Raw genomic sequence first — 26,659 nt, 5'->3', positions numbered from 1 at the left:
AGTGCCGAGGTCGGCTCATCGAACAGCAGGATCTTCGGCTTCATGCACAGCGAGCGGGCGATCGCCACGCGCTGCTGCTGACCGCCCGAGAGCTGGCCCGGATACTTGTTCGCCTGCTCCGGAATCTTGACGCGCTTCAGGAAGTGCATCGCGRTTTCTTCGGCCTGCTTCTTCGGCATCTTGCGCACCCAGATCGGYGCAAGCGTGCAGTTTTCCAGGATCGTCAGGTGCGGGAACAGGTTGAAGTGCTGRAACACCATGCCGACTTCGCGACGCACTTCGTCGATCTTCTTCAGATCGTTGGTGAGCTCGATGCCGTCGACGACGATCTTGCCCTTCTGGTGTTCTTCCAGCCGGTTGATGCAGCGGATCATCGTGGACTTGCCGGAGCCCGACGGGCCKGCAATGACGATGCGCTCGCCCTGCTGAACATCAAGATCGATGTCCTTCAAAACATGGAAAGCGCCGTACCACTTGTTCATGCCGGTGATTTCGACTGCTGACTTTGACATTTTCTCTCCTCCAGAAGTGTGCATTGGCTGCGCCGCGCGGGAGACTTTCTCCGCTTGCGGTTCTCGCGAATGTCGATCGTGTTGGCTCATCGGCCTGGGATGGCGAACCTTGTTTCGAGCCCCTTGAAGACCCGCCCGAAGGCGGCGCCGATCAAGAGATAGATGGCACCCGCCATCAGGAACGTTTCGAATGGTGCATAGGTCTTGGCGACGAATACGCGGGCTGCACCGGTCATTTCCATGACCGTGACCGCGCTGGCGAGGGTCGACCCCTTCATGACGAGGATCAGTTCGTTGCCGATGCTTGGCAAAACGGCGCGGTAGATCTGCGGCAGGACGACCTTGATCAACAGGACATATTTTGCCAGTCCGAGGGCTTTCCCGGCTTCCCACTGCCCTTTGGGTATCTGCCGGATTGCACCGGACAGGACCTCAGCCGTATAGGCGGCCGAGTTGAGGGCAACCGTCAGTACGGCGCAATAGACTGGGCTGCGGAGAATGGGCCAGAGGACGCTTTCGCGAACGGCCTCCAGCTGTCCAAGACCGTAGTAGACAATGAAGAGCTGCACGAGAAGCGGGCTGCCGCGGATGACGAACGTGTAGGCAGACGCCGGAAGCCGCAACCCCTTTGAAGGAGAGGACAGAGCCAGGGCGACCGGCAGCGCCACCACCTGTCCCAAGAGAAAGCTCGCCAGGGTGATGGTCAGTGTCAGAACGAAGCCGTTCTTGATGGCGATGAAAGCGGGAAGAAAAAGATCCAATGACATGGGGCTACCGCAGATGAGTGGTCAGGCGCTGATTGCAGGCGTTGATGAAGAGCGTGGAGACGCCGGTCACCAGCACGTACAGCGCCGCAGCCGTAAGGTAGAAGGCGAGGGGCTTATGGGTTGCGCCGGCCGCGACGACGGATTTGCGCATCAATTCCTCGAGCCCGATGATCGAGACCAAGGCGCTCTCCTTCAGGATCACGAGCCACTGATTGCCGAGACCGGGCAGGGCTCGGACCATCATCTGCGGCAGGACGACCAGCCGGAACGCTCCGGGCCGGCGAAGGCCGAGAGCGAGTGCCGCCTCCCATTGACCAGAGGACACCCCAACCAGTGCACCGCGGACGATCTCCGTCAGATAGGCGGTCGAGACGACGGTCAGCGCGGCGATGCCGGCGGTGAGAGCATCCACTTCGACATAGACGCCGAAAAGACCGGTCAATAGAACCGTGCCGCCGTAGAAGATCAGGAAGATGACCAGCAGTTCCGGCAGACCGCGAATGAGGCTGACGTAACCAGCGATAACCTTGCGAACCGGGGCGGATCCGTAGACAGCGGCCGGTGCAAGCACGACAGCGAAGATGAGTCCAAGGACAAAGCTTCCGACGGCGACGGAGAGGGTGACGACGAAGCCCTGCAGGAGCTGGGGAAAATACTGGGCAACCGCTTCAATCATAACCCGGTCTCGCGTAGCTGGGAACCAACGTCTGCCGCCGATCCGCACTGTCTGGCGAGCGCGGCGAAGAAGTCTGCGGAGAAGCCGATCATCTGGTGAAACTGGTCGATGAGGATGTTCTCATCGGGAGAGTGCAACATAGCGCCATGGTGGGTGATGCCCGCGCCGAAGAGCGTGGCGCCGAGCTGGTGCACGAAGGGGTGCGCAAGGCCTGAGGCTGCAGAACTCGGCTGGAGGATGGCAGGCTGGCCGAACCACTTTTCCAGCAAGTCCGCCCCGAGCCTCACGGCCCAATGCGATGGATCGCTGCGAACACCCAAAACCTCGGCGTCGTGAACGATCAGTTCGATATCGTCAAAACTGTTGTCGTCCAGGTGCAGGCGCACCAGGTCAGCGACGGCCTTGGGATCCTGCCCAGGAACGAGACGAAAATCGAGCTTGGCGGTCGCTGTCGCGGGCAGAACCGTCTTCGTGCCAGCTCCATCGTATCCGCCATGGATGCCGTTGACGTTGAGGCATGGCTCGAAGTTGAGGTGTTCATAGAAGTTGGACGGTGTCACGGCGCCAAGAAGCTTTTGCCCCCCGGTTGCCGCCATCAAGTCTTCCAGCGGAAACGGGGGCGAAGCGGCAAGCTCTCTCGTCGCTCGATCGGGCTCGGTGTTTTCGTAGAAGCCTTCGATCAGGACACGGCCGGCTGCATCGCGCATGGACGCTACAGCAGAGGCCAGCCGCCATAGTGGATTATCGAATATCGCGCCGAGGCTGGAATGAAGATCCGCGCGCGCGGTCCGCACGCTCAGTTCGATCGCCAGCACGCCCTTGAAGCCCATGAGGACCACGGGTCTGCCATGTGAATCGACCTCCCCGAATTCCCACCAGCAGAGGTCAGCTCGAAGGTCCGGATAACGTTTCTCCAGGAAGCGAACGAGCGAAGGACTTCCGATTTCCTCTTCGCCCTCGACGATCCAGATCAGGCGGAAGGGTAAGGGGCCAGGGTGCCGTTCCCGGAACAGGCGCCATCCGGCAAGTCGGCTGACGAATTCGCCCTTGTCGTCTGCCGCACCGCGGCCGAAGAGCGCACCGTCGCGCTCCGTCAGGCTGAAGGCCGGTGCCGTCCAAAGATTGACAGGCTCTTCAGGCTGAACGTCGTAGTGGTTGTAGATCACCAGTGTGAAGGGGCCCTCACCGATTTCTCCGGTCACGAACGGACCGACGTCCCCTGGCTCGGTCGCAGTTTGGAAGCCGGCGTCGGCGAGGAGAGCGGCAACCTTATCGGCGCACGCATCGAGGCCTTCGACTCGGGCGCTGACGGAGGGGATCGCGACGAGGTCCGTCAGGTCCCGCCTCGCTTCGATCTTGATATGGTCTGGGAGTGTCATCGTCCAATTCCTCTCGCGAGGAGGCGGGCTTGCTCGCCCCCTCGCGTGGTTCACGTGTTCGTCATTTCTTGGAAATGTCGTAGCCGAACCACTTTTCGGAGATCGTCTTGATTGTGCCGTCGGCGAGCATCGCTGCCACGGCCTTGTCAACCTTGGCAGTGAGTTCCGTGTTGCCCTTGGCGATGGCGACGCCCTGTCCCCTGCCGAATTCGGGGAAGTTCGCGCTGGTCAGGAGCGGGCCGGCATAGACCAGCTTGTCAGCGCCACGATCCTTCACAAGCGGCTCAAGTGCCGATCGCTCCATCAGGCCGGCATCGATGCGTCCGGCAACAACGTCGTCGGCAATCTGGTCCGGGCGGTCATAGACGCGCACATCCGCGTCCGGGAAATGGGCGCGAACCACCTGCTCATGGGTCGTCCCGGTCTGTACGCCGATGGCGACTTTCGCAAGTTTGTCCTGCAGGTCCTTTGCGGACTTCGCCTCGGCAACCAGGCTGCCCGCGGCAACGACCATCGCGTTCGGGGCGTCCGCGTAGGCGACGGAAAAGTCGACCTTCTGCGCCCGTTCCTCGTTGATCGAAACGCCTGAGATCACCAGGTTGAATTTACCAACCTGCAGGCCCGGCAGCAGACCGTCATAGGCCTGGTTCTGCCATGTGCAATTCGCCTCGATGCGCTTGCAGATTTCGTTGCCGATGTCGCGGTCGAAACCGACGACCTCGCCGCTGGCATCGACGGATTCCCACGGCGGATAGTCCGCGCTCGTGCCGACCCGCAGATCTTCTGCACCAGCGACACTCGCTGCTAGCGTAAGCGTAATCACGGCAAGCAATCTCTTCATGTTCACTCCCCTTTCGTTACGAGACATTGCATTTTCAGTGCACCGATCACGCGGCGGCAGTCTGATAACCCTTCAGGAACTCGGACATGCGCTTCAGGCCTTCCTGAAGGGTGGTGCCGTTGTTGGTGAAGCCGATCCGGACATAGCCTTCCATGTCCATCGCGCTGCCAGGCGTCAGCATCACGCCGGTACGTTCCAGAAGCCGGATGCAGAACTCTGCCGAGGAAATGGGCAGATCGTATTTGAGGAGTGCTGTCGTGCCGGATTTCGGTTTGATCCACGAGATCAACGGTTCGTTCTCGACCCAGTCGGAGAGCACGGCGAGGTTGGTGCGCGTGATCGCCTGGCTGCGCGCGAGAATCTTGTCGCGGTTCTCCAGCGCAATGGCTGCGAAATGATCGTCCAGCATGCCGACGCTGATCGTGTTGTAGTCGCGATGGACGGAGACTGCGTGGATCAATTCCACGGGAGCGACGATCCATCCGAGACGCAGGCCGGCAAGCGCGAAGGTCTTGGACATGCTCGCAGTGCTGATGCCCTTTTCATAGAGGTCGGCGATCGAGGCGGTCATGCCGTCGCCTTCCTGGTCCGTACCGCGATAGACCTCGTCACACAGGATCCATGCGCCGCAGGCGCGGGCGATCTCGACGATTTTCTCCAGATAGGCGCGATCCATCAGCGAGCCCGTCGGATTGTTCGGATTGTTGATGGCAATGAGTTTCGTGCCCGGTGTTGCAAGGCGCCTCAGCTCTTCCAGGTCTGGCAAGAATCCAGTCTTTTCCGTGAGCTTGAGGATTTGCACGTCGGCGCCGTAGCTTTCCGGGATGGAATAGTGCTGCTGGTAGGTCGGCAGGACCGAGATCACTCGGTCACCCGGCTCGACCAGCGTTGCGTGTACCAGGGCATTCGCGCCGATGGCGCCGTGCGTGATCACGACATTGTCTGCACCTTGCTTTTCGTAAAGGCCGGCAACCAGCTTGCGGAGGCGTTCGCTGCCTTCGATCGCGCCGTAGGTGAGCTTCATCGGCAGAAGCTCGGAGAGGATCGTGTCGGTCTTGCCGGCCATCTCAAGTAGCTCGGCGACCGTCAGCGACTCGACGCAGGTCTCGGCGATGTTCCAGTCGCATCTGGTTTCGTAGCGGTTCATCCAGATCTCGACGCCGAAATCACGAATCTTCATGGCCTATCTCCTGTGCTGTCTTGGAATTGGTTAAGAGCGCGCTGCGGAAAGCAGGGCGCTGGCGATTGCGATGTCTTCGAGCCCGAGTCCGATCGAACGGAAGAAAGCGGGCCGGCCGGTGTCCCGGGCGGGTGCCCTGCCCGACAACAGTTCAGGCAGGTCGCCAACAAGGCGATCGGTGCTCCACTGGCCATTTTCTATGGCAAGTTTCATTTCCCCGGCTGCGGCAAGCGTTGTGGCCCGATAGTCGCAATAGACCTCGAACCGATTGAGCGTGTCGGGGGCAATCTCGTGGGCGTTGGCGACATTGGTGCTGATGGATGTGACGAGTACGCCCGCCCCAATTCTCGAAGCGTCGATGACCGGGGTGCCGGACGAGGTGCACAGCATGACCACATCGGCGCCTGCCGCGGCCGCGTCGGCATCGGTGGATGTCGTCACCGGGCAGCCGGATTCGAGCCGGGTCGGCAGACCGTGCCGGGAGGCAACATCCGGAGAGCACAGACGAACTTCCTGCCACGGACGGATCGTTGTGGCATGACGCAGGTGCGCGACACCGATTTCTCCCGTGCCGATGACCGTCAGGGTCTTGGCATCCTTCGCAGCCAGTCGATCGGCCGCAATTGCGGTGGTCGCCGCCGTTCGTTCGGTCGTCAGGCGTTTGGAATCGCACAGGAGCAACGGCTTTCCGGTCGCCATCGACATCAGCAGCGTCCAGGCGGTAACGGTCGCCCCATTCGGGCCTGGGATATAGGGCGACAGCTTGGTGCCAAAGACACCATCGCTTCCGAGAACGCCTGGATAGGTGATGAAGTCTCCACCCCCCGTCGGGAACAGGCTCAACGTCTGTGGTGGCTGCACAGCCTGTCCATCGGCAATTGCGATGAACATACGCTCCAGGGCTGCGCGCACATCTGTGCGGGGCAAGAGCCGGGTGATATCTTCGTCGTTGAGTACGACCAATTTCTGCATTGTGACGATCCCAAAAAGGCGTGCGAAGTCACGCTGCATGGACGCCAAAGCCTTGGCGCCCCATGCAGGGCAAGACGCACAGAAATGTGTTGAGCTGTGAAAGCCGGTAGTCTAGAAGGACCATATGAGCAATATATTGCACAGTCAAGACCGGGCCGATGTGTTGGCCCACGTTTCCGGAAACCTGCGCCGCTTGAGGCTCGCCTCCGGCTTGAGCCAGACAGCGCTGGCCGATGCATCCGGTATCAGCCGGCGAATGATCGCCGCGGTCGAGAGTGGCGACGCGAACATCAGCCTTTCCAGCCTCGATAAATTGGCGACCGCGATGGGCGTGGACTTCGTCGAGTTGGTGCGCGATCCGTCGCGGGAGACGCGTGCCGAGATCAACGAGGTCACCTGGCGCGGAAGTCAACCGGCCAGCGCCGCTACGCTGCTTTGTTCGGCGCCCGCCTCGCGGGAAACGCAGATGTGGCTGTGGACCCTTGGCCCGGGCGAAAGCTACGTGGCCGAGCCGGACCCGGAAGGGTGGCACGAGATGCTTTTCGTCGTCGAAGGAGCGCTGCGTTTGATCCAATCGGGCGAGGCGCGGGACTATGTCGCGGGCGAGTTTGTCTCCTACAGCACGGCCCAGCACTATTCGTACTGCAACGTCGGGAAGAAGATCGTTCGCTTCATTCGCAACGTCGTCTCGTAGATGGAAATACCGCCCGGCGGGGAGATAGTGCGCGGCTCCGTACAGGGATTTCTCGAATGGCCTCAGCGAAACAGTTCAACTATCCCGTTTGGACCATGGTCGTTCGAGAAAAATCCGGTGGGCCGACGTTGCAGGAGCAGCTGTTCATCCAGTTGCGCCGGCTGATCGTCAACGGACAGCTCGCACGCGGCGCCCGCCTGCCGGCCAGCCGGTCGATGGCGACCGATCTCGGGATATCGAGAAATACGGTCAACATGGCCTATGATCGTTTGGCGGCCGAGGGCTACATCAAGCGTCGCCCGAGTTCCGGCTTCTACGTGGAAGAGAGCCTTCCAGAAGACTCGGTTCGGCCTGGAGGAGAAAGAGGCCAGCCGCCTTCGAGTTTACCCGTCGCGCTGTCTGCACGGGGGAGGGAGGCGTCGATACGGCATTGGAGCTGGTCGCGCCAGGACAAGTTCGACCTCAGTCCTGGCATGCCGGCGCTGGATATCTTCCCCTACAAGCAGTTCGGCAAGATCGCCGCCAACTATTGGCGACGCTTCGCGGTTTCTGATCTCGGCTATGGCGAAGGCGGCGGCCTGGCGGCGCTTCGCCAACAACTCGCCATCTATCTCAGCGAGGCGCGCGGTATCCGATGCGAGGCTGACCAGATTATCGTCGTGGGAAGTACGCTTCAGGCCGCCAATCTCGTCGCGCATGTTCTTCTCGACGCCGGTGACGTCGTCGGCGTGGAGGATCCGGCCTACGCGACGCTGTTGTCCACGCTGCGTTCGGCTGGTCTTCGGCTGACACCCGTGCCCGTTTCTGGTGACGGACTGAACCCTGACGACATCGCGCATCGTGCCGCGGATGCCAGGATGATCCTGGTTTCGCCGGTCGGCCAGTTTCCCGCGGGTGCAACCATGTCGGAACCGGCGATTGAACGGCTTCTCGCCTGGGCCAATACGTCGGAGCGCTGGATATTCGAGGACGACTTCAACAGCGAGATCAGATGGCGCGGTACGCCGCTCGTGCCGCTCGCCGCGCGCAAGGGTGGCGAGCGGGTCATCCATGTCAGCTCCTTCAATCGGGTGCTGGCCCCCGGGCTGCGGCTTGCCTACCTCGTCGTGCCACGCGAGCTGATCGCGGCCTTCACGGCCGTGCAAGACAGCCTTTCCTGCTATGCGCCACTGACCCACCAGCATACGGTCGCAGACTTCATGGCGAGCGGAGAACTCGCATCTCATATCCGGCGCACGCGCGCCCTCTACAGGGATCGTGCCACCGCGATGATGACGTCCCTGAAAGAAAAGCTGGGCGACGTGTTCAATATTCCGGAACTGGACGCGGGTCTCCATCTGACGCTTACGGCGCGCGAGCCCTTCGACGACGTCGAGCTCTCGCGGCTCTTGCGCGGAGCCTGGATCGATACGCCACCGCTCTCTTCCTATTGCATTGAGCGGAAGGATCTTTTTGGTCTCGTCACGGGATTTGGAAACCTTTCCCCCGAGCGGTTGGCCGGGGCGGTTCAGCGGATGGAGCTGGTCACGAGGCGGTTTCTGGAAAGAGCCGGCAAGTCCTCCTGAAACGCAATCCGGTACCAACAGTTTATAAGAATTGGTACTTTAGCTCACTCTGCTTCCGAGCCATCCTTTGTTCCAGAAGACAGGTTCTGGAGGGAGGCCGGAATGCAAGTCGGATCCAAAGACATGACCACATAATCGCGCGCACCAGTATCGCCGGAGCAGCTACGCTGCTGGCTTTGAACACCGGTCGCCGCTCGCGACACCTCACATGCAGCCGCCCGCTTAAAGGCAGCTGCCCTGTTCCCCATGCCGAAAAACCGCAGCCTTATGACAAGGGAGGTCTCATGAAAAAGATCATCGCATTCGCCTTCGCCAGCCTTCTGCTCGGCGCAACGTCGTCGCAGGCCGCCGCGCTGAAAGTGGCAGCCGACTGCACCTATCCCCCGTTCGGATATCAGGACGCCAACGGAGAAATCAAAGGCTTCGACGTCGATGTCGCGCTTGCCGTCGGCAAGCAGATCGGCAGCGAGGTCGAAATCATCTGCCAGGCCTGGGACGGCATGATCCCTGGCCTGCTCGCCGGCAAGTACGACCTGATCTCCGCATCGATGTCCATCACCGAGGAGCGGCTGCAGAGCATCAACTTCTCCGTTCCCTACCGCTCGTCGGCCGCCCGCTTCGTCGGCCTCAAGACCTTGGATGCCAAGCCGGTGACGGATGCGGGCGAGCCGAACCCGGAAGGCGTTGCCGGTAAGACCATTGGCCTTCAGCGTTCATCGACCTATGCGAAGTACATCGCAGAGAAGTACCCGCAGGCGACCGTGTCCGAATATGACAAGGTCGACAACATGATCCTCGATCTTCAGGCCGGCCGCGTCGATCTCATTTTTGCTGGCCCGATCAAGCTCGACAACGATTTCCTCAGCAAGCCGGAAGGCAAGGACTACGGTTTCGTCGGTCCCGAAATCGACGACGTGTCCTACTTCGGCCCCGGTATCGGTATCGGTATCCGCAAGGCCGACGAGGATCTTCTGAAGAAGGTCGACGGTGCGCTGACCGCCATGTTCAAGGATGGCAACTTCAAGGCGATCAACGACAAGTACTGGTCGTTCAGCGTCCTTCCGGCCTCCGCAAAGTAATCCACGACGGCAACCGGACGGAGCCGTTTGACGGCTCCGTCTTTCTATGGAGACGACCATGGATCTCTTGCAGGGATGGGGCGATGAGCTCGCCCACGGCACCTTTTTGACCATGAAAGTGGCAGTGCTCTCGCTGCTCGTCGGCCTGTGCTGGGGCATGCTGGGCGCGTTGGCGCAGATGTCGCCGAACCGCGCCGTGGCCTCCCTTGGCCGCGGCTTCAGCCTGGTGATGCGAGGCACGCCCGAACTGCTGGTCATCCTGATCGTGTACTTCGGCGGCACGGTGGCACTAACGAAAGCGGTCAACCTCTTCGTCGCGGATTTCGGCTTCGTCGAGGTGCCGCCTCTCCAGGCCGGCGTCTTCGCGCTCAGCCTCGTCTTCGGCGGCTATGCTGCCGAAGTCCTGCGCGGTGCGTGGCAATCCGTTCCGACCGGCGTGATCGAGGCGGGGCATTCGCTCGGCCTCGGGTGGTTCGTCATGTTCGTCAAGATCCGTCTGCCGCTGCTCATGCGCTTCGCATTGCCAGGCCTCGGCAACAACTGGATTTCCTTGATCAAGGATACCTCGCTGATCTCGATCGTCGGCTTGCATGAATTGATGGGCCTGTCGCAGATGGCCACCTCGGTCACCCGCCAGCCCTTCACATTCTATATGACGACCGCCCTGATCTACCTGGCTCTGACATTGGCAAATACGCGCCTCATAGCCTGGTTCGAAGGACGGCTGATGCGCGGCGAGAGGAGGTCCGCAGCATGAACTGGTCCCTGGTGTTGGAGAGCATTCCGGCGCTGCTCTACGGTGCGCTTGCCACCGTGCAATTGCTCCTTATGACCCTTATTTGCGGCGGCCTGCTCGCCTTGCCGCTTGGCATCGTCGCCGCCAATGGCCGCCCGATGTTCCGGCTCCCGGTCATGGGCTACATCACCTTCTTCCGTGGAACGCCTCTGCTGGTGCAGATTTTCCTGGTCTACTACGGAGTTTCGCAATTCCAGATCGTCCGCAGCAGCGTCTTCTGGCCAGTCCTTCGCGAAGCCTGGTTCTGCGCACTGCTGACGCTCGCGCTTCATACCGCAGCCTACACTGCGAACATCCTGCGCGGCGCCATTCTCGCAATCCCGGCCGGCCAGAAGGAGGCGGCCATCGCCTTGGGCATGCGCCCCTCGCTGATCTACCGGCTCGTCATTCTTCCCCAGGCGTTCCGGATCGGCATGCCGGCCTATGGCAACGAAATGATCAGCATGATGAAGGCGACCTCGCTCGCCAGCACGATCACGATCATGGAGCTCACGGGCAGTGCAAATACGATCGTCGCCCGGACCTATGCTCCCTACGAAGTCTTTATCTCCGCTGCGCTCATCTATCTCTGCGTCGCCTGGATGCTCACGCGTCTGGTGCGGGCGATCGAGGCCCGCCTTTCCCGCCACATGCGCCCGGCCGTAGAGGCACAAAACACATTGAGGAGGGTACCCGCCCATGCTTGACCAGCCGCTTCACCTTTTTTCCAGTTTCGCCAACGAGATCGCCGATGTTGCGCGGCAGATCGTGCGCTCGGCCGCGGCCGGCCCGCGCCGCCCCGTTGCGAAATCGGATTCGAGCCCGGTGACGGAAACCGACCGCGCAGTGGAGCAGTCGCTCCGCGAACGCATCGCCGACCGCTTCCCCGACCATGGGGTGCTCGGCGAGGAGTTTGGCGCCGAGGGCCTGGGGGAAGAGTTCGTCTGGGTCATCGATCCTATTGACGGAACCAAGGCTTTTGTCGGCGGGCTTGCTGTCTATGGCACGTTGATTTCATTGACGCATGGCGGGACGCCGGTCCTTGGACTTATCGACAACCCTGTCACCGGCGACCGCTGGCTGGGACTGTCAGGGCGCGCGACGACCCTCAACGGTGTTGCCATCCGGACCGCATCGACTGCTCTCCTTTCAGAGGCGTTCATGGCCAACGGCAATCCGGAACCGTTCCAGCAAAACGAGAAGGATAGCGTTGAGCGCCTGCGCCAATCCACGCGGTGGTGCGTCTATGGCGGGAGCTGCATGGCCTATGGCCGTGTCGCGGACGGCAGCATCGACATCAGCATCGATGGAGGGCTCGATCCCTATGATTATTGCGCCCTTGTCCCGGTGGTGACGGGTGCGGGCGGCTGTATCACGGACTGGCAGGGTCGGCCGCTCACGCTGACCTCCGGCAATCTGTGCCTTGCAGCCGCCAACGAAGCCTTGCATCGCCAAGTCCTCGAAACGCTGAATTGATGGAGATCTGACGGGAGGGCAGGGCTGCGATCAACGGCCTCCCGTCTCCGGAACGACAGGTCGCGCTCGGCCAAAGAACGTGTATGGCGCGGCAGCAGCTCACCTCTATTCGTCCGCAGTCGAGCGAAGGCTGCGGTCGCGGGGTTCCTTCTCGCGATTTCGCTTCAAAGCGCCACTGCTGTGGCGCTTATGGTCTCGGGCTTTGTGGCGAGCGGCCCGCTGGTGTTCGGGGCCTACAGTGAAGCAGCCGCTTGCTAAGAGGTAGCGCTGGAAGCCGACCCTTGTATTCAGCGTAGAGGGGACTACGGACGGACCGACGGCCCTTACTTCACCGTGATGGCAATGCCGCTGAGATCGGCGTTGACTTGCAGGCCGACCTGCTTGCCTGAAAGTTCGAGTTGGGCGCCCTTGTCATTGGTCATGACGATCATCTGGGCCCCCTTGCCCAGCGCGCCGCCGCCACCCGCCGCACCGTAGACACCCGTCACATCTCGAGCGCGGCGAATGTGGCGAACGGTACCATGGAAATTGGTCTTCGAAGCCCCGAAGGCGAGGCCGCCCGAGATGCCGCCGACAGAGATGGGATAGCGGTGACCATGGAAGGTCAGCGTGCCTTCGCCTCCAGAACCGCCCACAAAGAAGGCAGCCTTGTAGACTGAGAAGCTGATCTTGCCGCTGTCGGCATGCGCAGAGCCGGCAAAGCTAAGGCCTGCTGCAGCGATAACCGCAGCCGCGACGGAACGAAATCTGGACGAAATCTTCATGATGCGAGTCTCCTCAAAATCGAGGCTTACCCAGCCAGGCGGGCACGTCAGCGTCATGCCAAAGTTACAGCTGAAACAGTCTCGCCCGTCATTAGTTCCAAGGACGCAACCAGAATCCGGCTGCGAGGCGGCCGAAACCAGGCGGGCGTGAAGGGCATCACGAAATCGGGCCGCAGTTTGGGGTTTCGACCAATTCTAGCGTGCCAGTGTTTCCACACGGTCGAGTGCCGTGCCGAATCCTTGCAAGGAGATCGAGAACGGAGCCGCCGCCCCGCCATCAGCGACGGCCTTGACCTTGAGCGCCGCGCCGGCGCGCAGCGCGACCAGCGTCGGGGCGTCGAAGTTCACTGAAACGAGGCATCCGACCGGGACGCACGTGTGGAAGTGCACGGACTGCATCGCCGGCCTGTCGTCGATCTGGAAGGTGACGCCGGGCTCAAGTGCCAGACCGAACGGCAGAACCAGCGTGCCCGACACAGTATCTACGGACGGTGCATTCAGCTCGATTGCAAGCACGCGCTGTCCGTTTTGCTGTGCCTGGACCTGCGACAGCGCGCAACGCTTTGTGCTGCCATCCTGCACGCAGGCGACGCGCCAGTCCCTATAGGTCTCGTTCAGCGACGATGCGCCGCCCGGCAAGGACGATTCCGTTGCAGCAACGGCAGTTTGGCCACCAGCCTGGGCCACCTCGAAACGCTGCGGCGCGGGATCATCGTGGGTGTCGGTGATCGGTGCCGCCTGGGTGGGGCTCGAAGACGCGAACTCCGGTACGAGGTATAGCGCCACGCCCACCGCAATCGCGAGCACTGCGGAAGAGAGTCCAAGGAAGCGAATATTGCTGCTGGTCATGCAAGGGCCTTCAGAACTTGACGTTGAGGTTGACGCGAGCGGACTGATCGGAGACGTCTGAGCCGAACTGGCCCGCATAGGTCACGCCGAGCGTCGCACTTGGTGAAAGGGCGTAGTCGAGGCCCGCTTCAACCACAGCCGCATCGCGCGCGATCGGAACCCCGGCGGTCAGGAACTGGTCGCCGCCGCCGGCAAAACGCATCGTCGACAGCGGCAACAAATCGCCAAAGGCGCGACGCCAGCCCGCCATGCCCTTGACCGTTACGGCCGCACCGTCGAGGTCGAAGGTGGTCGAGGCGCGAAGGCCCAACGTGGTCCAGGTCGTATCCGTCGTGTCGCCCTCGCTGCTCAGCGCGGCCGTCCCAGCGGTCTCGGTGACGTTATCAGTCTGAACACTCACATGGGCGAGGTTGGCGAAGGGCTCAAACCGGGCTTCACCCATGGCTATGCCGTAACCGAGTTCGCCGAAGACCTGCGCCGTGCCCGCGTCGTAGTCGCCCTTCAAGCTGTCGCTGAAGCCGGGGAACATCACGGTCCGCGACGTCGAGACATCGTGCCAGGTGTAGGCGGCACCGGCCTGGAAGGCGAGATCGCCCCAAGTCGCGCCGCCATAGAGGCCGGCGTGATAGTTTTCGCTCGAACCGGAGGAGTAGCGGTCCTTCACGTCAAAACTGGTGTGGCTGTAGCCCGCGATCGCGCCGAAGCGCCAGTTGTCGAACGCCGGGATGTCCGCGCCGGCGAAGAATCCACCCGTCGAGCGGTTGAGACGCGCGGCGTTGCCATCACCGTCGGTGTGCCCCCAGGAGCCGAAGCCCTGGCTCCAGAACGCCAGACGATCGGTTGTCGCGTCGACCGCAACGGGCTTGCCGTCGACATAGCTCGTAACCGTGCTGTTCGCGGTGCCGACACTGTCGAAGGCCGCGCGAAGACGTTCGTTGATCGCATTGCGGATGAAGCGACTGTCTTCGGTGAGCAGCGACTTCGCCGATGCGTGGATCTCGCCCGAAAGCTGGTCGAAGGCGTTTCGCGCCTGCGGTGCCGACAGGTTCGTGATGGCGTTGTAGACTGGATTGCCTCTCCCAAGGGTTTCGGCCCCGCCGCCGGTGGCGATTTGGTTCGGCGTTGCACCGACACTGGAGAAGTCGATATTGTTGCGGGTCAGCTTCAGATAGACGCTGCTGGCGTCGTAGCTGAGCGAAGGATCAAGAAAGGCGAGGTTCGAGCTCACGCCGCTGAAGCTGCCGCTCCGGCCGCCATGGGCGGTCACGATCGTGTACTTTGTCTCCGGCGCGTAGCTGCCCGTGTCCGCCAAAACCTTGACCGAGCCACCGGCGATGGTCGCCGTGCCGGTGGCAACGATCCTGTCCGACTGACCGGCCGCGTTCACCTCAACCTCGTAGATCGAGCCGGAGTTGAAGGTAAGATTGCCGGCGACGTTGAGCGTGCCGATTGAGTTGCCCGGCGCGATCGTGCCCGAAGCGCGCACATTGCTCGCCGCGCCGCTGCCTTGAAGGCGACCGCCTGCCAGCACGTCGACGGTGCCGCCAAGTAAGCCGTTGACCGCCAGCGTGCCGTTCTCGACCGTGGTCACCCCGGAGAAAGCGGAGGAGTTGCCCGTCAAGGTGAGGAAGCCCGCGCCAGCCTTTGCGAAGCTGCCGCTGCCGGAAATCACGCCGCCATAGCTGGCGTTGACCGCCTGGTCGAACGTAAGGGAAGCGCCCGAGGCGAGGGCTGCATCGCCGCCGAAGCGCTCGGCCGACGTGACGAGCCTGCCCGCCTGGACCGTCCAATCGAGMGACGACATGCCGGTCAGGCTCAAAGCACCGGCGCCGCGCTTGATCATCCGGCCGGCCGAGCCATTGAGTGCCCCTATATCGCCGGCAAAGGCGGCGTTGGCCGTCTGATCGAAGACGACCGTGCCGGCATTCCCGATCTTGCCCGAGATCGAGGTGGCGTTGCCGATCAGGGTACCGGCCGCAACCAGCGTGTTGGTGTAGGCGTTGGCGCCGTTGTCGAACCGCAACGTGCCGGCACCCTGTTTGATTAGATCGCCGCTGCCCGACAGCCTGCCCGTCAGCCCGAGTTCAGTTCCGGCAGCGACGTCGAAGCGCCCGGCCTGGGTCAGCTCGATCGACCGAGCGGTATCGAAGCTCGCGGTGGTCGCAAGCGCACCGCCGGCAAAGGAAACGCCGCCCGAAGCTGCGCCGAGATTGGCGTCGCGCGAGACCGACAGTACACCGCCCAGGATCGTGGTGCCGCCGCTATAGGTGTTGTCGCCGGTAAGAGTGAGCGCGCCGGCGCCGGCCTTGGCCAGCGACGTGCCGTTCCAGCCAAGCACAGGGTTTACCGTCTGGTCGGCGAGCGCCGTCCCGACCGTGAAGGTGTCGGCCGCACCTGTCAGCGTGAAGGTGCCATGGGCGAGATTGTTGCCGGCGGTCCAGCTCAGGCCATAGCTTGCGAGGTATTGCAGGCTGTCGGCCGATTTGCGGCCGGAAACGGTGAGATAGTCCACCGTGCCGCTGAATCCACCGACGGTGACGCTGGCAAAGTCGCCGCTGATTCCGGAGCGGGTGTCTATCAGTACCTGGTCGAGTTCGCTTGCATCGTTGATGCCGCCGATGTTGAAGGCGACACCATTGCCGATGGTGACGCGGTTGGCCGACAGCGCGGGGCTGGTCGCGCCGGCGACGACGGACAACGCGGTGTTGTCTGCGAGCGTGACGGCCCGTTCGACGTCCAGTGCCGCCGGCGTTTGGATCGCCAGCGTGCCGCCGGTCACGATCAGGTTGCCACCCAGAGCATTGCTACCGCCTGCGCTGCCGTCGCCGAACTGCAACCGCCCACCGGAGACGGTAGTGTCGCCCATATAGGCACTGCTGCCGGTCAGGACCGTCGTGCCTGAACCGATCTGGCGCACAGCGCCGCTGCCCGAAATGTTGCCGGAGAAGGTGACAGCGTCGCTGCGGTTGAAGGCGAGCACGCCGTGGTTGACCACATCACCAGCGATCGAGCCGGTTGCGCCGCCGTTGCCGAGTTGCAGCGTGCCGCCTGAAATCGTCGTGCCACCGGTGTAGGCGTTGTTGCTCGTCAGGACCGTGGTGCCCGTACCGATCTGCCGCAGCGCTCCGTTGCCCGAGATGGCGCCGGAGAAGGCAACAGCATCGCTGCGGTTGAAGGCGAGCACACTGTCGTTGACCACATTGCCGACGATCGAGCCTGTCGTACCGCCATTGCCGATCTGGAGCACGCCGCCTGCGACTGTGGTGCCTCCCGTATAGCTATTGTCTCCCGTCAGGATAGTCGTACCGGAGCCGATTTGCCGCACGGCTCCGCTGCCCGCGATGGCACCGGAGAAAGTAACCGCGTCGCTGCGGTTGAAGGCAAGCACACTGTCGTTGACGACATCACCCAGGATCGAGCCAGCCGCGCCGTCATTGCCGAGTTGCAGCGCGCCGCCTGAAATCGTTGTACCGCCGATGTAGCTGTTGCTGCCCGTCAGGATCGTGGTGCCGGTACCGATCTGCCGCATCGCGCCGCTGCCCGAGATGGCGCCGGAGAAAGTAACCGCATCGCTGCGGTTGAAGGCGAGCACGCTGTCATTGATGACATTGCCTGTGATCGAGCCGGCTGTACCGCCGTTGCCGATTTGCAGGGCGCCGCCCGAAATCGTCGTGCCGCCGGTATAGGCATTGCTGCCGGTCAGGGTCGTGGTGCCGGTACCGACCTGCCGCACGGCTCCGTTGCCTGAGATGGCGCCGGCGAAGGTAACCGCGTCGCTACGGTTGAAGGCGAGCACGCCGTTGTTGGCGACATTGCCCAGGATCGATCCGGACACACTGCCGCTACCGAGTTGCAAGACCCCGTCCGAAATCGTCGTGCCGCCGGTGTAGGCATTGCTGCCGGTCAGGGTCGTGGTGCCCGTACCGATCTGCCGCACGGCTCCGTTGCCCGAGATGGCGCCGGAGAAAGTAACCGCATCGCTGCGGTTGAAGGCGAGCATGCCGTTGTTGGCGACATCGCCCAGGATCGATCCGGACACACCGCCGTTACCGAGTTGCAAGACGCCGCCCGAAATCGTTGTGCCGCCGGTATAACTGTTGCTGCCCGTCAGCACCGTGGTGCCGGTACCGATCTGCCGCACCTTTCCATTGCCCGAGATGGCGCCGGCGAAAGTAACCGCGTCGCTGCGGTTGAAGGCGAGCACACCGTTGTTGGCGACATCGCCCAGGATCGAGCCTGTCGCACCGCCGTTGCCGAGCTGCAGCGTGCCGCCTGAAATCGTCGTGCCGCCGGTGTAGGCATTGCTGCCGGTCAGGATCGCGGTGCCGGTACCGATCTGCCGCACCGCTCCGTTGCCCGAGATGGCGCCGGAGAAAGTAACCGCATCGCTGCGGTTGAAGGCGAGCACGCCGTTGTTGGCCACATCGCCCAGGATCGATCCGGACACACCGCCGTTACCGATTTGCAAGACGCCGCCCGAAATCGTCGTGCCGCCGCCATAGGTGTTGGTGCCGGTAAGGGTGAGCGTGCCCACGCCGGCCTTGGTCAGCGACGTGCCGTTCCAGCCCGTCGCCGCATTCGCCACTTGGTCGGAAAGCGCCGCGCCCACCGTGAAGCTGTCGGAGGCATTGGTCAGCGTGAAGGTGCCGTGGGCGAGATTGTTGCCGGCGGTCCAGCTCAGGCCATAGCTTGCGAGATATTGCAGATTGTCGGCTGATTTGCGGGCGGACATGGTGAGGTAGTCCACGGCGCCGCTGAAGCCGCCCACGCTGATGTTGGCGAAGTCGCCGTCGATGCCGGAGCGGGTGTCTATCAGCACCTTGTCGAGCTGGCTCGCATCATTGATGCCGCCGATGTTGAAGCCGACGCCGTTGCCTATCTTGATACCGTCGGCCGACAGCGCGGGGCTGTTCGTACCCGCGACGATGGATAGCGCAGTGTTGTCGGCAAAGTTCACGGTCTGTGCGACGTTCACGGTCACCGGCGCCCGGATCCCCAGGGTGCCCCCGGTCACGTTCAGCTTGCCGCCGAGCGTGTTGCTGCCGCCGTCGAACTGTAGCTGGCCGCCGGAGACCGTGGTGTCGCCGGTATGCGTATTGCTGCCGGTCAGGACCGTCGTACCTGAACCGACCTGCCGCACTGCGCCGCCGCCCGAGATGGCGCCGGCGAAGGTGACCACGTCGCTGCGGTTGAACGCAAGCACACTGTCGTTGACGACGTCGCCGACGATCGAGCCGGTCGCGCCGCCATTGCCGATCTGGAGTACGCCGCCCGAAATCGTCGTGCCGCCGGTGTAGGTGTTGGTGCCAGTCAGGATGGTTGTGCCTGTACCGATCTGCCGCGTAGAGCCGTTGCCCGAGATCGCGCCGGCGAAGGTGACAGCGTTGCTGCGATTGAACGCGAGCACGCCGTCGTTGACGACGTCGCCGGCGACCGAGCCGGTCGCGCCGCCATTGCCGAGTTGTAGCGTGCCGCCTGAAATCGTCGTGCCGCCGGTATAGGTGTTGGTGCCAGTCAGGATCGTGGTGCCCGAACCGATCTGCCGCGTAGAGCCGTTGCCCGAGATCGCGCCGGAGAAGGTGACCGCGTCGCTGCGGTTGAACGCGAGCACGCCGTCATTGACCACATCGCCCAGGATCGAGCCAGTCGCGCCGCCGTTGCCGATCTGGAGCGTGCCGCCCGAAATCGTCGTGCCGCCGGTGTAGGTGTTGGTGCCCGTCAGGATGGTGGTGCCTGAACCGCTCTGCCGCACAGCGCCGCTGCCCGAGATGGCGCCGGCGAAGGTGGCCGCGTCGCTGCGATTGAAGGCCAAAATGCCGTCGTTGGCGATGTCGCCGACAATCGAGCCGGCCGCGCCGCCATTGCCGAGTTGCAGCGTGCCGCCCGAAATCGTCGTGCCGCCGGTATAGGCGTTGTTGCCGGTCAGGATGGCGGTGCCTGAACCGTTCTGCCGCATCGCGCCGCTGCCCGAGATGGCGCCGGCGTAGGTGACCGTATTGCTGCGGTTGAAGGCGAGTACGCTGTCGTTGATCACATCGCCAGCGATCGAGCCGGTCGCGCCGCCATTGCCGATCTGGAGAGTCCCGCCAACGATCGTCGTTTCGCGGGTATAGCTGTTGTCGCCGGTCAGGACCATCGTACCGGAGCCGCTCTGCCGCACCGCACCGCTGCCCGAGATCGTGCCGGCGAAGGTGACCGTATTGCTGCGATTGAAGGCGAGCACGCCGTCGTTGATGACGTCGCCGACGATCGAGCCAGTCGCGCCGCCATTGCCGAGTTGCAGCGTGCCGCCTGAAATCGTCGTGCCACCGGTATAGGTGTTGGTGCCCGTCAGGATGGTGGTGCCGGTGCCGATCTGCCGCACCGCACCGCTGCCCGAGATGGCGCCGGGAAAGGTGCCGGCGTCGCTGCGGTTGAAGGCCAGAATGCCGTCGTTGACCACATCGCCCAGGATCGACCCGGCCCCGCCGCCATTGCCCAGTTGCAGCGTGCCGTCTGAAATCGTCGTGCCACCGGTGTAAATGTTGGTGCCGGTCAGGATGGTGGTGCCTGAACCGATCTGCCGCGCAGCGCCGTTGCCCGAGATGGTGCCGGCGAAGGTGACCGCATCGCTGCGGTTGAAGGCGAGCACGCCGTTGTTGGCCACATCGCCCAGGATCGAGCCGCTCGCACCGTCGTTGCCGAGTTGCAAGACGCCGCCCGAGATCGTCGTCCCGCCACTATAGGTGTTGGCGCCGGTCAGGGTGAGCGTACCGGTGCCAGCTTTGACCAGCGAGCCGCCGGTGCCACTGATCGTTCCGCCGACTTCGGTCGACAGGCCGTTCGAGCCGACGGTCAACTCGTTATCGCCAAGCAGATAGGACCCTCCGCCGGCGATCGAACCGGCGGTGAGTTTTTTGTTGCCGGCGGAACCCGTCGATCCCGAGAAGTCGACGGTACCAGCCGAGCCATTGGTGATCTCGGCATCGCCGGCGTTGCTGTTGTGGAGGAATGCCAGGCTGGAGTTGTTGGTGATCTTGGCGCTGCCCGCCGTGGTGGTCGAGCGGAACGTCAGGGTGTCATTGTTGGTGATCCCGGCGCTTCCGGCCCCGCTCGCGTCATAAAAGGTAAGCTCGCGATCGTTGGTTATCTCCGCGCTTCCGGCCGTGCTGGTGTCGTAGAAGGACAGTGCGGCGCCGTTGGTGATGCGGGCGTCGTCTGCGGAGCTGGTGTTGTGGAAATTCAGAAAACTGCCGCTGCTGTTGGCAATAGTGGCCGTTCCGGCGCGGCTGTTGTCATAGAAAAGGAGATTGCTGTTGTTCGTGATACTGCTGTTGCCGGCGGTGCTGGTGTCGTGGAATTCGAGAAAATTGTCGTTGGTCACAACAGCGCTGCCGGCGCCGCTGGCATTGTAGAAATAGAGTTCACCGGTGTTGGCGATGGTGGCACCGGCTGCGCTTGAGGAATTGTAAAGATATGTTCTTCCGGCATTCGTGATACCGGTAAGGCCCGTGGGGTTGGCATTGGTGAGCGTGAATGTACCGGCGCCGAGCACGTTGACCTGACCCTGGACCGAGCCAGCGGCACCGAGGGTGCCGAGTTGAAGTTCGCCGGCATTGACCGTGGAGCCACCGGTATAGGTATGGTTGCCCGTGAGGATTGTCGTTCCGGGACCGCCTCTCGTCAGATTTGCCGCGCCTGTGAGTGTCGTGCCGATCGTGCCATTGCCCCAAAGGTTGAAAGCACTCGCAGCCTCGATCGTGCCGGTGCCCGAGATGGTGCCGCCATTGAAGGCGAGGGTCTGCAGGCTGAGCTTGCGGCCCGCAGCAATGTTCAGCGTCGCCGTGCCGGAGTTTGTGAGTGTAGACACGCCGAACATGTCGCCGCCGGTGAGTGACACCAGGCCATTACCCTGGTTGTTGATGTTGCTCATCCCCACGTCGACGTCACCGCCGACAACATTGATCTGGCCGCTGTTGTTGACGTTGCTGGTTCCAGGGGAAAGCTGCGCTGTACCGCCCGGACCATTGAAATTGATGATGCCGGCGGCGTTGTTGTTGATATCGCCATTGTCCATGACGACACCGTCGGTGCCGACATCGATGGTGGCATCGTTGTTCAACGTGTTGCCCGTGCCAAAGAGGACCGAACCAGCGCCTAGGGAGATCCTCCCGCCCCAGAAGTTGGCGATTGTCCCGGCCGAAAGCGTGTTTCCGTCGCCGATCGTGATCGTGCCACCGGCATTGCTCAAGCTGGTGATGCCAGTCGCGTCGCCGGCTGCGCCCAGGGCAAGCGTGGCGCCGCCATTGACCTGGACTCTCTCGTTGAAAGAGCCCGCAAGGGTCGTTGCGCCGCCGTTGAGATCAATCGCGCCGATATTGCTGCGGGCAAGAGCCGTGATGCTGTTGGTGCCGCCGGTGATGACGATGGCGGATGAGAGGTTGCCGGACAGGCCGCCCGCTCCACCGCGCGCACCGCCGACAATCGTTCCGCTGTTCGTGATGGTCAGGTTCTGGCCGATGATGCCGTAGCCGCCCGCCTGCGGGCGATAGGCCTGGAGGTTCTGGAAGTCCGTCCCGCCGCCGCCGCCCTGGATCGTACCAGAATTGCTGATTGTCAGTCCGCTGGAGGCGGTGGCGGTGATACCGTTGCCACCATTGCCGCCCGCTCCGTTGCCCGAAGGATTGGAGAATGGGTTGATGCCCGGCCCGCTGGCGGGCGCGCCGCCGCCGCCATTGCCGCCCGATATCAGGCCTGAATTGGTAAAGCTGGTTCCGGTCGTGACGATGATGCCCGACCCGCCGCCACCGCCGCCTCCGCCGCCGGCGTAGTACCAGGACTGCGCAAAATTAGAGCTCCCGAAGCCGCCATTGCCGCCATTGCCTCCCCGGATTGTCGCATTGTTGACTTGGTCGGAAGTCAGCGTGAGGCCTGCGCCGCCCGCGCCGCCGCCGCCGCCGCCCGCGGCAAGGCCGTAGCCGCCACCTCCACCGCCGCCACCGTCCGAAGCACCGCCCGATCCGCCGAGATTGCTCGAGCTTGTAGAGCCACCACCCCCGCCCGTGCCGGTCACCGATCCATCGCCGGCCATCCCTGCGCCGCCCCCGCCGGCCGCGTTCGAGGAATTGGGTGCATTTCCGCCGGAGCCACCGTTTTGGCCGATACTGTCTGCCAGTGCAGGCCCGGACGCGACGATCAGCGCCAGCGGCGCAACGGAGTTTGCAAGGCTCGCTGCCAAAGAGGCGACGACACCCAGCGCGGGGATACGCAGCGCGAACCGGTTGGCGCGCATTTCATAATTCCTGGCTATGTTCACAAAAATGCTCCGCATGCTTTGGCGCCGGTGTGGAACTCGCTGCCGGGAGAGGCCAGCCAATGCGCATGCTGCGCCGAAGCCAGAAGCACTCCTGAAGACATAGGCTCCCTCCGCCTGGATCAGGGCTCGCGTTCCTGCAGCGCATCCAGGCCTCTGCCCTTGTCCGCGTCTGCCGTGATCGTGTCCCGAGCGATCATGTGTTCTTGCGCCCGTATGTCAGTGCGGGCCGGGGAAAGTCCTGAAGGGGCGTCGGGGAAATTCTGAAATTTTGTTGAATTTTGCCTTTCCCGTAGGAAATCGAATGGCTTAATCATCAATCTTCTTGTTCTTGGCAGGACGCCGGAGTTCCGGGGATATCATCGCGGGAGGCGGAGGCCCGGTGCTCAGATTTGTTGGATATGAACTCGATCCCCAGCGGTCCGAACTGCGCGGGCCCGGCGGCGAAACAATCAAGCTCAGGCCCAAGGCTTTCGATTTGCTGCAACTGCTTGCCGCCAACCCGGGCAGGGTCATCAGCAAGCCCGAGCTGATGGCGGCGGTCTGGCCGAACGTCCATGTCGGCGAAGACAGTCTGTTCCAGTGCGTTCGGGAAGTTCGCGCAGCCCTCGGCGATGACAGTCGGCAGTTGGTTCGAGCGGTCTCGGGCCGCGGCTACCTGTTTGAGGCCGAGGTATCGGCAGCGCCGGACGCGGTCGTTCCGGAAAAGCCTCTGTCGCAGATCGATCCTGAGGCGGAAAGTGGATCGAAAGGGAGCTGGCTCGGCCCCAAGATGCGCCGTCGCGCCGCACTCGTGGCTGTGGCCGGGTTCGGCCTGTCGGCTTTGGCGGCCGCTGTGACCCGGTTCCCCAGTGTCGTAACGGGATCGCTTCCAACTGTCGCCGTGATCCCCATGACCGCTGCAAGCAACGATCCGCTGACTGAGCGGATGGCGGCAGGCGTCAACCGCGACCTCACAGACGGTCTGGCGAAAATCGAGACAATCCGGGTGGTCGTTCCGCCCGGCGGCGCTTCGGAGGCGGTCGATCTTGTCGTGAGCAGCCAACTGGAGAAAACCGAAACAGCGTGGAACTTGCGCACGCGCATGACCGAACCGGCGACCGGCGCGGTCAAGTGGACCAGCTCGGTGTCGGTCGGGTTGACCGGCGACGACGAGCAACTCCAGCAAACGCGCCTGACGGCCGGAATGGGCCATGCACTGGCGCTCCGTATCAACGTGCTTTTGAACGCTGGGGAGCGCTCGGCCGACGGTTTGCCGGCGGGCAGCACCAAGGCTGCCATCGAGCAAGCAACCGCCTCGATCAACCAAACGACGCCGGAGCGCTTTCGCGCCGCGCAGGCGATGCTCGAACAAGCGCTCGCCGACGATCCGGAAAATATCGACCTTCAAGTTGCGCTCGCGGCATTTCAGCTGCGCGGGATCCAGATGGTCTGGTTTCCCGCTGCGGAGCGCGAAACGGTCGAGACCCGCGTCGGAGAGATTCTTGAGCGCGCCTTGCGCGCACAGCCGAATTACATCCCCGTGCTCGAAATGCGTTGCCGGTATCTGTCGGCGACCAACCGCTTTGTCGAAAGCCTGGTGGCCTGTGGCAAGGTCTTCACCCTCGATCCCTGGAACGGGACCGTGCTTTACCTCCTCGGGCTTTCCCAGGTCTTCCTGGGGCGTTTCGACGAAGCACTTGCAACGTTCGAGCAAGCAGACCGGTTCGATACGCCCCAGGTCGCCCGCTGGACATGGGCGATCGGAGCAGGCTGGGTCCACATGTTGATGGGCCGGGCCGAAGAAGCTATGCCCTGGCTGCAGCGATCGATCGCGATCACGCCGGCCAGCGGGCGCACGCATTTCCTGCTGGCAGCGGCCTATCAGCAGTTGGGCCGAACAGACGAAGCCAGGGCCGCCCTGGCGCAGGCCATGAAGCTGAGGCCGGGTTCGACAGCGCGCAACCTGCCACCGCCGACCGCCAACACCAGCCCGGTCTATCTCAGCGCGACCGAACGCCTCGTGGGTCTGATGATCGCTGCCGGGTTGCCTGAGGATTGACCCGCGTGAATGGCGCCACGGGATCGAGGCAGAAGATGGGTTGACGCACTCGCGGAAGTGGCTCGAACCGTTTGGCAAGTCGGCTCAATGGGCGAGCGAAGCCGCATGATCGGGCACCCGCGACCGCAGACTTCGGAACAGTTCGGGCGCCCTTTCATGACGCCACAACATGGCGTTTAATCTGTTCTCCAATGCAATTCCTGACAACAGCCAGGCACAGGACGCGATCCTGAACGGAGGTGGGAAATGGATAGCGAAGAATTCCGTCATTGGTCACGACGCGTTGCAGATTGGGGTGTCGATTACAGGAACGGCCTGCGCGAGCGGCCCGTGCGGGCGAAGGTCAGGCCAGGCGACATCATCAGGCAACTCGCCGAAGCTCCTCCGGAGAGGGGCGAGGCGATGGAGGCGATCTTCTCGGATTTCGAGCGGATCATCCCCGACGGACTCACCCACTGGCAGCATCCGCGCTTCTTCGCCTATTTCCCGGCCAATGCCGCGCCAGTCTCGGTGATTGCGGACTACCTCGTCACATCGGTCGCCGCTCAGTGCATGCTGTGGCAGACATCGCCGGCAGCGACAGAGCTTGAAACCCGGGTCGTCGACTGGTTGCGCCAGTCGTTCGGCCTGCCCGCGGATTTCTCAGGCGTCATCCAGGACTCCGCTTCAAGCGCCACGCTCGCTGCGGTCCTTGTCATGCGCGAAAAAGCGCTCGGCTGGAGGGGCAACAGCGAGGGGCTGGCCGCAAACAGGGTCGTGCGCGTCTACGCCTCGAGACAGGTCCATACGTCCATCGACCGTGCGATCTGGGTCGCTGGTATCGGTGAAGCCAATCTTGTGCGCATCCCGACCAAGGGGCCGCTCAACGGCATGGAGCCGGAAGCGCTCGAGGCCGCCATCAGAGCGGATCTTGCGGCCGGCCATATCCCGGCCGGTGTCATCGCTTGTACCGGTGGTACCTCGATCGGCGCCTGCGATCCGATCCGCGAGGTTGCCGCCGTCGTCAAGGCACACGGCCTCTACCTGCATGTGGATGCCGCCTGGGCGGGCTCGGCAATGATCTGCCCGGAGTTCCGAGTGCTGTGGGACGGCGTCGAGGAAGCCGACTCCATCGTCTTCAACCCGCATAAATGGCTCGGCGCGAATTTCGACTGTTCGGTGCAATTCATCCGCAGCCCGGAGGATCAGGTCCGCACCCTGGCGATCCATCCGGAGTTTCTGAAGACCCACGGCCATGACGGCATCATCAACTATTCTGAATGGACCGTGCCGCTCGGCCGGCGCTTCCGCGCGTTGAAGCTGTGGTTTCTACTTCGCTTTCATGGCCTGGAAGGCCTGCGCACGATGATCCGCAACCATGTCTCCTGGTCGAGGCAGGTCGCTCAGCGGCTGGCGAGCGAACCGGATTTCGAGATCGTCAGCCAACCGGTGCTCTCGCTCTTTTCCTTCCGTCATAAAGGCGAGGGTGACGCCGATGGGCACAACATTGCGCTTCTCAATGCCATCAACGACGACGGGCGCATATACCTGACGCAAACCCGCGTCGATGATCGCATCGCCATACGCTTCCAGGCGGGACAGTGCGAAATGACCCGCGAGGATGCCGATACCGCCTTCAGCGTGATCACGGAAATTGCTCGCGGAATGGGCTAGGGTCTGTACTCAATAGGGATTCCGGGTTCTGCCAAATTGTGATTCAAGGTCTTGGAGTTGGAGGCCTTGATGAAGCAGCGGCAGTTGACCTGGTTGAGCGATGCGGAGTGGGCTCGGATCGAGCCATTGTTGCCGCGAGGACGC

The 26,659-nt window shown here is 62.9% G+C and carries 18 protein-coding genes; 8 read left to right on the top strand and 10 right to left on the bottom strand.

Annotated elements, in window-relative coordinates; all coding sequences use genetic code 11:
• The 7 genes from AB4Z53_RS34080 to AB4Z53_RS34050 form a co-directional block, all read right to left on the bottom strand.
• Nucleotides 1-536: amino acid ABC transporter ATP-binding protein (locus tag AB4Z53_RS34080; protein ID WP_441599820.1), on the bottom strand; the 536-nt coding region annotated here is incomplete at its 3' end.
• A 62-nt stretch (nucleotides 537-598) separates the two neighbouring features.
• Nucleotides 599-1,279, bottom strand: coding sequence for an ABC transporter permease subunit (locus AB4Z53_RS34075; RefSeq protein ID WP_113538611.1), 681 nt, complete (start codon nucleotides 1,277-1,279; stop codon nucleotides 599-601).
• A gap of 4 nt (nucleotides 1,280-1,283) precedes the next feature.
• Nucleotides 1,284-1,955 (bottom strand): ABC transporter permease, encoded by a 672-nt coding sequence (locus tag AB4Z53_RS34070; RefSeq protein ID WP_113538612.1) that lies wholly within the window; start codon nucleotides 1,953-1,955, stop codon nucleotides 1,284-1,286.
• A complete protein-coding gene (locus AB4Z53_RS34065) occupies nucleotides 1,952-3,334 on the bottom strand; it encodes a M20/M25/M40 family metallo-hydrolase (protein ID WP_441599817.1) in 1,383 nt (460 codons plus the stop codon). The genes AB4Z53_RS34070 and AB4Z53_RS34065 overlap by 4 nt, the downstream gene beginning before the upstream one ends.
• Before the next feature lie 61 nt (nucleotides 3,335-3,395).
• Complete coding sequence (locus tag AB4Z53_RS34060) at nucleotides 3,396-4,175, bottom strand: transporter substrate-binding domain-containing protein (protein WP_441599816.1); 780 nt, start codon at nucleotides 4,173-4,175, stop codon at nucleotides 3,396-3,398.
• A gap of 46 nt (nucleotides 4,176-4,221) precedes the next feature.
• The gene (locus AB4Z53_RS34055; RefSeq protein ID WP_441599814.1) at nucleotides 4,222-5,355 is read right to left on the bottom strand and encodes an aminotransferase; all 1,134 of its coding nucleotides are present in this window, start codon (nucleotides 5,353-5,355) and stop codon (nucleotides 4,222-4,224) included.
• A gap of 30 nt (nucleotides 5,356-5,385) precedes the next feature.
• Complete coding sequence (locus tag AB4Z53_RS34050) at nucleotides 5,386-6,327, bottom strand: ornithine cyclodeaminase family protein (RefSeq protein ID WP_441599812.1); 942 nt, start codon at nucleotides 6,325-6,327, stop codon at nucleotides 5,386-5,388.
• A gap of 124 nt (nucleotides 6,328-6,451) precedes the next feature.
• Between AB4Z53_RS34050 and AB4Z53_RS34045 the strand changes: the two genes are divergently transcribed.
• The 6 genes from AB4Z53_RS34045 (at nucleotide 6,452) to hisN (ending at nucleotide 11,916) form a co-directional block, all read left to right on the top strand.
• Nucleotides 6,452-7,021: a helix-turn-helix domain-containing protein gene (locus AB4Z53_RS34045; RefSeq protein ID WP_441599810.1), complete on the top strand. Its 570-nt coding sequence runs from the start codon at nucleotides 6,452-6,454 to the stop codon at nucleotides 7,019-7,021.
• 56 nt (nucleotides 7,022-7,077) lie between these two features.
• Nucleotides 7,078-8,586: a MocR-like pyridoxine biosynthesis transcription factor PdxR gene (gene pdxR, locus AB4Z53_RS34040; RefSeq protein ID WP_441599808.1), complete on the top strand. Its 1,509-nt coding sequence runs from the start codon at nucleotides 7,078-7,080 to the stop codon at nucleotides 8,584-8,586.
• A gap of 284 nt (nucleotides 8,587-8,870) precedes the next feature.
• A complete protein-coding gene (locus AB4Z53_RS34035) occupies nucleotides 8,871-9,665 on the top strand; it encodes a transporter substrate-binding domain-containing protein (RefSeq protein ID WP_113538619.1) in 795 nt (264 codons plus the stop codon).
• Nucleotides 9,666-9,723: 58 nt separating this feature from the next.
• The gene (locus AB4Z53_RS34030; protein ID WP_162768799.1) at nucleotides 9,724-10,422 is read left to right on the top strand and encodes an ABC transporter permease; all 699 of its coding nucleotides are present in this window, start codon (nucleotides 9,724-9,726) and stop codon (nucleotides 10,420-10,422) included.
• Nucleotides 10,419-11,147: an ABC transporter permease gene (locus tag AB4Z53_RS34025; RefSeq protein ID WP_441599805.1), complete on the top strand. Its 729-nt coding sequence runs from the start codon at nucleotides 10,419-10,421 to the stop codon at nucleotides 11,145-11,147. The genes AB4Z53_RS34030 and AB4Z53_RS34025 overlap by 4 nt, the downstream gene beginning before the upstream one ends.
• Nucleotides 11,140-11,916, top strand: coding sequence for a histidinol-phosphatase (gene hisN / locus AB4Z53_RS34020; protein WP_441599803.1), 777 nt, complete (start codon nucleotides 11,140-11,142; stop codon nucleotides 11,914-11,916). Before AB4Z53_RS34025 ends, hisN begins: the two co-directional genes overlap by 8 nt.
• Nucleotides 11,917-12,239: 323 nt before the next feature.
• Here the strand turns inward: hisN and AB4Z53_RS34015 are convergent, their stop codons facing one another.
• The 3 genes from AB4Z53_RS34015 to AB4Z53_RS34005 all read right to left on the bottom strand — a co-directional run bounded on the left by AB4Z53_RS34015 (nucleotide 12,240) and on the right by AB4Z53_RS34005 (nucleotide 22,800).
• A complete protein-coding gene (locus AB4Z53_RS34015; protein WP_113538623.1) occupies nucleotides 12,240-12,680 on the bottom strand; it encodes a hypothetical protein in 441 nt (146 codons plus the stop codon).
• Between the two features lie 195 nt (nucleotides 12,681-12,875).
• Nucleotides 12,876-13,529 carry an invasion associated locus B family protein gene (locus AB4Z53_RS34010; RefSeq protein WP_441599801.1) on the bottom strand — a complete coding sequence of 218 codons (654 nt, stop codon included), beginning with the start codon at nucleotides 13,527-13,529 and terminating at the stop codon, nucleotides 12,876-12,878.
• 10 nt (nucleotides 13,530-13,539) lie between these two features.
• Nucleotides 13,540-22,800 (bottom strand): autotransporter-associated beta strand repeat-containing protein, encoded by a 9,261-nt coding sequence (locus AB4Z53_RS34005; RefSeq protein ID WP_441599799.1) that lies wholly within the window; start codon nucleotides 22,798-22,800, stop codon nucleotides 13,540-13,542.
• A gap of 403 nt (nucleotides 22,801-23,203) precedes the next feature.
• On the opposite strand from AB4Z53_RS34005, the gene AB4Z53_RS34000 reads away from it, so the two are divergent.
• Together AB4Z53_RS34000 and AB4Z53_RS33995 are read left to right on the top strand one after the other, a co-directional pair.
• A complete protein-coding gene (locus AB4Z53_RS34000) occupies nucleotides 23,204-24,862 on the top strand; it encodes a tetratricopeptide repeat protein (RefSeq protein WP_441599797.1) in 1,659 nt (552 codons plus the stop codon).
• Nucleotides 24,863-25,108: 246 nt separating this feature from the next.
• Complete coding sequence (locus tag AB4Z53_RS33995) at nucleotides 25,109-26,515, top strand: pyridoxal phosphate-dependent decarboxylase family protein (RefSeq protein WP_441599796.1); 1,407 nt, start codon at nucleotides 25,109-25,111, stop codon at nucleotides 26,513-26,515.
• The last annotated feature ends 144 nt before the right edge of the window (nucleotides 26,516-26,659 follow it).

The sequence above is a fragment of the Ensifer sp. 2TAB8 genome, from assembly GCF_052115125.1.
Lineage (GTDB): Bacteria > Pseudomonadota > Alphaproteobacteria > Rhizobiales > Rhizobiaceae > Ensifer.
The sequence above is the reverse complement of the archived record's forward strand: the minus strand, read 5'-3'. Positions and strand labels throughout refer to the sequence as shown.